This is a genomic window from Streptomyces colwelliae, assembly GCF_048158785.1.
Classification (GTDB): domain Bacteria; phylum Actinomycetota; class Actinomycetes; order Streptomycetales; family Streptomycetaceae; genus Streptomyces.
Genome location: NZ_JBLTJC010000537.1, coordinates 1 through 5,660 on the forward strand (window position 1 = coordinate 1; position 5,660 = coordinate 5,660).

Genomic DNA, 5,660 nt, shown 5'->3' on the forward strand with positions numbered 1-5,660 from the left:
GGCCAAACGTCAAACGGTGTGCGCGTCAGGAAGGTTCACTCATCGGTTGCGGCTGCGCCGGAGGTGGGACTCGGCGTAGGCGACCGGACCGGCCGATGTCGGCGATCGGCGGCTGAGCAGCCGTCGTAGGCGAAGCGGCGTGCCCGCCACCGCCGGGGTTTCCACCACGAAGATCTGGCGTTCGTCCGCCACCCGCCACAACTCCGGGCGGGCCACGTCGATCAGGCGGTGGTCGGGGATCAGCCACTGCTCGTCGAAGGGGGCGTACAGGACGCGGATCGGTTCCGGGCAGGGGCCCGTCGCGCGGATCAGTTTCTCCGTGCCGCTGGGCTGGCCGGGGAGTTGGGAGACCGCCGAGTGCAGGGTGCGTGAGCGCGTCGGCTCGAACAGGGTTTCCCGGTCCGGGACTTCGGCCTTCACCAGGGCGTCCCAGCGGGTTTTCAGGGTTGCCGCGTCGGGTGCCGTCGGCCACCCCCGGCCGAGCCGGATCGGTGCGACGGACCACGGCATGAGGTCCGCGAGCAGCGGAGCGTCGTCGTGCGTCACGCTGGGCATCGTACGACGACCTCAGTTCGCGGCGTCCAGGGTGACCGAGAAGGAGAAACGGTCGCCCCTGTAGTGGATGACCGCCACGTCCAGCACCTTGCCCTGTGTGTCGTAGGTGATGCCGGTGTAGTGAAGGATCGGGCTGAGCAGCGGGACTTGGAGGAGGCGCGCGGTCTCCGGGTCGGCGAGGCGGGCCTCCACGGTGTCCGTGATGCGGCTGATGTCCGCGCCGACGACGTCCCGCAGCACCTTGGTCATCGGCCAGCGGATCAGGTCGTCCAGGTCGAGGCGGGCGGCGAGTTCGGGGCGGATGTGGTTGCGGGCGTGGTTGGTCGGCTCGCCGGTCTTCTCGTCGCTGCGGAGGCGGTGGTACGACGCCACCTCGGCCAAGTCCGGGAAGTGCTCGGTGAGTTCGGGCGGCACGGAGACCTTGCCGTGGTCGAGGAGTTCGGTCGTCATGCCGGACTGCTGCGCGACGATCGCGTCCACCGAGCCCAACAGCCGTACGGGCGTGGCCCGTCGGACGTCCGGTTCGATGAACGTGCCCCGGCGGCGGTGCCGGGTGATCAGGCCCTCGTCCTCCAGCTCCTTCAGCGCCTGCCGCATGGTGAGCACGCTGACGCCGTAGTGCCCCGCGAGTTGCTCCTCCGTGGGTAGCCGTAGCGGGTCCCGGGGCGAGCGGCCGAGTATCGAGGCGCGCAGCGACTGCGACACCTGGTACCAGAGCGGCAGCTTGCGGTTCAGGACGATCGAGTCCGGGGCGAAGGAGGTCACGGGGCCATCCGTACCGTTAGGGAGCGATCAGTGCAAGGGCCGTAAACCGGTGGGAAGGGGCGGTGTGCGGGGCGTCGGCCGGTGAGGAAGCGGCTGTGCGCGGGGCGTCGGTCGGCGGTGGAAGGTCAGTGCGCTGGGCGGAAGTGCCGTTGCAGGCCCTGCCATACGTCGTCGTACCCGTGTTGCAGGTGATCGGCGTGGGCCGCCTGGGCGGTCGCCGTCACCGGCCACCGGGTCTCGAACATGAAGGCCAGCCCGTCGTCGATCTTCTGCGGTCGCAGCTCGGCGGTGCTCGCGCGGTCGAAGGTCTCACGGTCGGGGCCATGCGCCGACATCATGTTGTGCAGCGAGCCGCCGCCCGGCACGAAACCCTCGGCTTTCGCGTCGTAGGCGCCCTCGATGAGGCCCATGTACTCGCTCATCACGTTCCGGTGGAAGTACGGCGGCCGGAACGTGTCCTCGCCCACCAGCCAGCGCGGGGCGAAGACCACGAAGTCCACACCGGCCAGACCCGGGGTGTCCGACGGCGACGTCAGCACGGTGAAGATCGACGGGTCGGGGTGGTCGTAGGAGATGGAGCCGAGCACATTGAACCGGCGCAGGTCATAGGCGTACGGCACATGGTTGCCGTGCCAGGCGACGACGTCGAGGGGCGAGTGGTCGTAGGTCGCCGTCCAGAGGTTGCCGCAGAACTTGTTCACCACCTCGACCGGGCCCTCGACGTCCTCGTACGCGGCGACGGGCGCGCGGAAGTCCCGGGCGTTGGCGAGGCCGTTGGCGCCGATCGGGCCGAGGTCGGGGAGTTGGAAGGGCGCCCCATAGTTCTCGCACACATATCCGCGGGCTGAAGCATCCAGCAGCTCCACACGGAAGCGCACCCCACGAGGGATCAATCCCACATGTCCCGGCTCCACATGGAGGAGTCCGAACTCCGTGCGCAGCAGCAGTCCGCCGTGCTCCGGGACGATCAGCAGCTCGCCGTCCGCGTCGCTGAAGACACGGTCCATCGAGGAGTCGGCGTGGTAGAGGTGCACGGCCATGCCGGTGCGCTGGGTCGCGTCGCCGTTGCCGCCCAGGGTCCACAGGCCGGCCAGGAAGTCGGTGCCGGGCGCGGGGTCGGGCAGCGGGTTCCAGCGCAGGCGGTTCGGGTCGGGCACCGCCTCCGTGAAGGGCGCCGTACGGATGGAGCCGTTGTCGGCGCGGGTGAACGCCGGGTGCGCGGCCGAGGGGCGGATGCGGTACAGCCACGAGCGGCGGTTGTGCGCCCTCGGCTCGGTGAACGCCGTACCGCTGAGCTGTTCGGCGTAGAGGCCGAGGGGTGCGCGCTGCGGGGCGTTGCGGCCCTCGGGAAGGGCGCCCGGCACCGCCTCCGAGCTGTGTTCGTTGCCGAAACCGGTGAGGTGGGTCAGTCCCTCGGCGGCCTTGCGTGCGTCCCCGCTCATACCTGCTCCCTAGCCATCTGATTCCTATGCAACACCGTAGGATTGCGGTTTCGCGGGCGCAAGGGGACGGCGGGTGAGCGGCCGAAAATCCGACTCACGGAGACGAAGAACCAGCCTTCAGGGGGATCCGGCCGTCGGACCGGTGTTCTACTCTCCCCCGCATGTCGTGGTCGCGCGCACTCCTCCCCGCGCTCGCGGTCTGTGCCCTGCTGCTGGCCGGACCGGCGGGCTGCGGCTCCGCCGATGCCCATGGCCACAAGGGTGACGGGGTGTCGCCGTCGCCGGTGGGCAAGGTGCTCGACGAGACCGACGAGCAGGGCCGGCACTACCGCGAAGTGGACAAGAAAGGCGCGCCGGGGGTCGGTGTCGAGGTGGAGCCCGACGCCGCCGACGACAGCTGGGACGTCACGCTGACCGTCCACGACTTCCGCTTCTCGCCCGCCGGCGCCAAGCCGGTCGCGGTCGCGGGCCGGGGAACCGTCCGCCTCCTCGTGGACGGCCGCACCGTCGCGCGGCTCCGCGTCCCCGAGTACCACCTCGCGGGCGCCCTCGTCCCGCACGGCACCCACCACGTCACCGCGCGCCTCTACGCCGACGACGGCACTGTGTGGGCCGTGCACGGCAAACCGGTGGAGAGTACGGCGGACATTACGGCGTCGTCGGCGCAGGCGACGCCGGACGGCGGCAAGGTTCCTGGCTCCACGTCGGCGCAGGGGACAAAATGAGTGCTAGGGACACCCAATTCCGTACTCAGGTACGAGCTTCACCTGACCGCGGCGGAAAGGCATCATGAAGCCCGTGCCCCACACGACATCGCTCCGGCGTGCGCCCGTGCAGCGGCGCAGCGCCGAACGGCTGACCAGGATTCTCGACGCCTGCGCCGACCTCCTCGACGAGGTCGGCTACGACGCGCTGAGCACCCGTGCGGTGGCCCTGCGCGCCGGTGTGCCCATCGGCTCGGTCTACCGCTTCTTCGGGAACAAGCGTGCGATGGCCGACGCCCTCGCCCAGCGCAACCTTGAGCGCTACACGGAGCGGGTCACCGAGCGCCTCAAGGAGACCGGCGCCGAGGGCTGGCGGGCGGCGGTGGACGCCGTCCTGGACGAGTACCTCGCGATGAAGCGCACGGCGCCCGGCTTCTCCCTCGTCGACTTCGGCAACCAGATCCCCATCGGCTCGGGCCACGCGGAACCCAACCGCCGCGTCGCCGACCGCCTCACCGACCTCCTCTCCGGCTACCTCGCCCGCGAGCCCGACGAGGATCTCCGTCGCACCTTCCTGATCGCCGTGGAGACCGCCGACGCCCTCGTCCACCTGGCGTTCCGGGTCGCTCCGGAGGGCGACGAGAAGGTGATCGGGGAGACGCGGGCGATGCTGCGGGCGTATCTCGCGCGAGTGCTGGACTGACCAGCGGCTCGACGTCTTCGTGGCGCCGGCTCGACGTCTTCGTGGCGCCGGCCCGACGTCTGCCTGGCGCGGGTTTCCGACGTCACCCCCATCACCCCCTCGCCACCCTCCATACCGCTCGGTATGCTCGCCGCCAGAGGCAACGAAGCCCTTGGGAGGCCCCGTGTCCCGCACCGCCCCGCGTATCTGCCCCCTGTGCGAAGCCACCTGTGGGCTGACGCTGACCATCGAGGGCACCCGGGTGACCGGCGCCCGAGGTGATCGCGACGACGTGTTCAGCCGGGGGTTCATCTGCCCCAAGGGCGCCTCCTTCGGCGCTGTCGACAGTGACCCCGACCGGCTGCGCGGCCCCCTCGTGCGCCGGGACGGCGAGCTGCGCGAGGCCACCTGGGAGGAGGCGTTCGACGCGGTCGCGGCGGGCCTGCGCCCGGTCGTCGAGCGGTACGGCCCGCACGCCGTCGGTGTCGTCCTCGGCAACCCCAACGTGCACACGATGGCCGGCGCCCTCTACCCGACCGTCCTGCTCGGCGCCCTCGGCACCCACAGCGTCTTCACCGCGTCCACGGTCGACCAGATGCCCAAACACGTCTCGTGCGGACTGCTCTACGGCGACGCCAACGCGATCCCGGTACCGGACCTCGACCACACAGACCATCTGCTCCTCATCGGCGCCAACCCCCTGGAGTCCAACGGGAGTCTGTGCACCGCCCCCGACTTCCCCGGCAAGCTCAAGGCGCTCAAGGCCCGCGGCGGCACCCTCACCGTGATCGACCCGCGCCGCACCCGCACCGCCAAACTCGCCGACCGGCACATCGCGGTCCGCCCCGGCGGCGACGCCCTGCTGCTCGCCGCGATGACCTACGTCCTCTTCGACGAACACCTCGTGGAGCTGGGGGAGTTGGCCCCGCACGTGGAGGGCGTCGAGGAACTCCGCGCTGCCGTACGGGACTTCACCCCCGAGGCTGTCGCCGGCGCCTGTGACGTGGACGCCGACGAGATCCGTACCCTCGCCCGCGAACTCGCCGCCGCTCCAACTGCCGCCGTCTACGGCCGTATCGGCAGCTGCACCGTCCCGCACGGCACCCTGGCCAGCTGGCTCGTCGACGTCCTCAACATCCTCACCGGCAACCTCGACCGGCCCGGCGGTGCCCTCTTCCCGCGGGCCGCCACCGACAAGACGCCCCGGCCCGCCGGACCAGGACGCGGGTTCGCGCTCGGGCGCTGGCGCTCGCGGGTGAGTCAATACCCGGAGGCGAAGGGCGAGTTGCCGCTCTCCGCGCTCGCCGAGGAGATCGACACCGCGACCGCCGAGGGCGAACCGATCCGCGCCCTCATCGCCGTCGCCGCCAACCCCGTGCTCTCCGCACCGGACGGCGCCCGCCTCGACAAGGCCCTCGACTCACTGGACTTCATGGTGAGCGTCGACCCGTACCTCAACGAGACCGCGCGCCACGCCGACGTGGTCCTGCCGCCGCCCCCGCCCTCCCAAAG

At 70.9% G+C, this 5,660-nt stretch carries 5 protein-coding genes and 1 pseudogene; 3 read left to right on the forward strand and 3 right to left on the reverse strand.

Going from position 1 to position 5,660, the window contains the following annotated elements; genetic code table 11:
• Nucleotides 1-135 precede the first annotated feature (135 nt).
• The 3 genes and pseudogenes from ACNFOC_RS50090 to hmgA form a co-directional block, all read right to left on the reverse strand.
• Nucleotides 136-555: pseudogene (locus tag ACNFOC_RS50090) on the reverse strand (type ISP restriction/modification enzyme); the annotation flags it as partial.
• A gap of 12 nt (nucleotides 556-567) precedes the next feature.
• Nucleotides 568-1,320 carry a GntR family transcriptional regulator gene (locus tag ACNFOC_RS50095; RefSeq protein ID WP_416965653.1) on the reverse strand — a complete coding sequence of 251 codons (753 nt, stop codon included), beginning with the start codon at nucleotides 1,318-1,320 and terminating at the stop codon, nucleotides 568-570.
• A gap of 125 nt (nucleotides 1,321-1,445) precedes the next feature.
• On the reverse strand, nucleotides 1,446-2,762 hold the full coding sequence (hmgA, locus tag ACNFOC_RS50100) for a homogentisate 1,2-dioxygenase (RefSeq protein ID WP_416965654.1): 1,317 nt from the start codon (nucleotides 2,760-2,762) through the stop codon (nucleotides 1,446-1,448).
• Nucleotides 2,763-2,923: 161 nt separating this feature from the next.
• On the opposite strand from hmgA, the gene ACNFOC_RS50105 reads away from it, so the two are divergent.
• The 3 genes from ACNFOC_RS50105 to ACNFOC_RS50115 form a co-directional block, all read left to right on the forward strand.
• Nucleotides 2,924-3,487 carry a hypothetical protein gene (locus ACNFOC_RS50105; protein ID WP_416965655.1) on the forward strand — a complete coding sequence of 188 codons (564 nt, stop codon included), beginning with the start codon at nucleotides 2,924-2,926 and terminating at the stop codon, nucleotides 3,485-3,487.
• Between the two features lie 64 nt (nucleotides 3,488-3,551).
• Nucleotides 3,552-4,169, forward strand: a complete 618-nt coding sequence (locus ACNFOC_RS50110) for a TetR/AcrR family transcriptional regulator (protein ID WP_416965656.1) — start codon at nucleotides 3,552-3,554, stop codon at nucleotides 4,167-4,169.
• A 163-nt stretch (nucleotides 4,170-4,332) separates the two neighbouring features.
• A partial coding sequence (locus tag ACNFOC_RS50115) for a molybdopterin-dependent oxidoreductase (RefSeq protein ID WP_416965657.1) occupies nucleotides 4,333-5,660 on the forward strand: 1,328 nt, incomplete at its 3' end.

Excerpts from the sequence above, each read along its gene's own strand:
- hmgA (WP_416965654.1), bottom strand. The coding sequence starts at position 2,762 with ATGAGCGGGGACGCACGCAAGGCCGCCGAGGGACTGACCCACCTCACC.
- ACNFOC_RS50110 (WP_416965656.1), top strand. The coding sequence starts at position 3,552 with ATGAAGCCCGTGCCCCACACGACATCGCTCCGGCGTGCGCCCGTGCAG.
- ACNFOC_RS50105 (WP_416965655.1), top strand. The coding sequence starts at position 2,924 with ATGTCGTGGTCGCGCGCACTCCTCCCCGCGCTCGCGGTCTGTGCCCTG.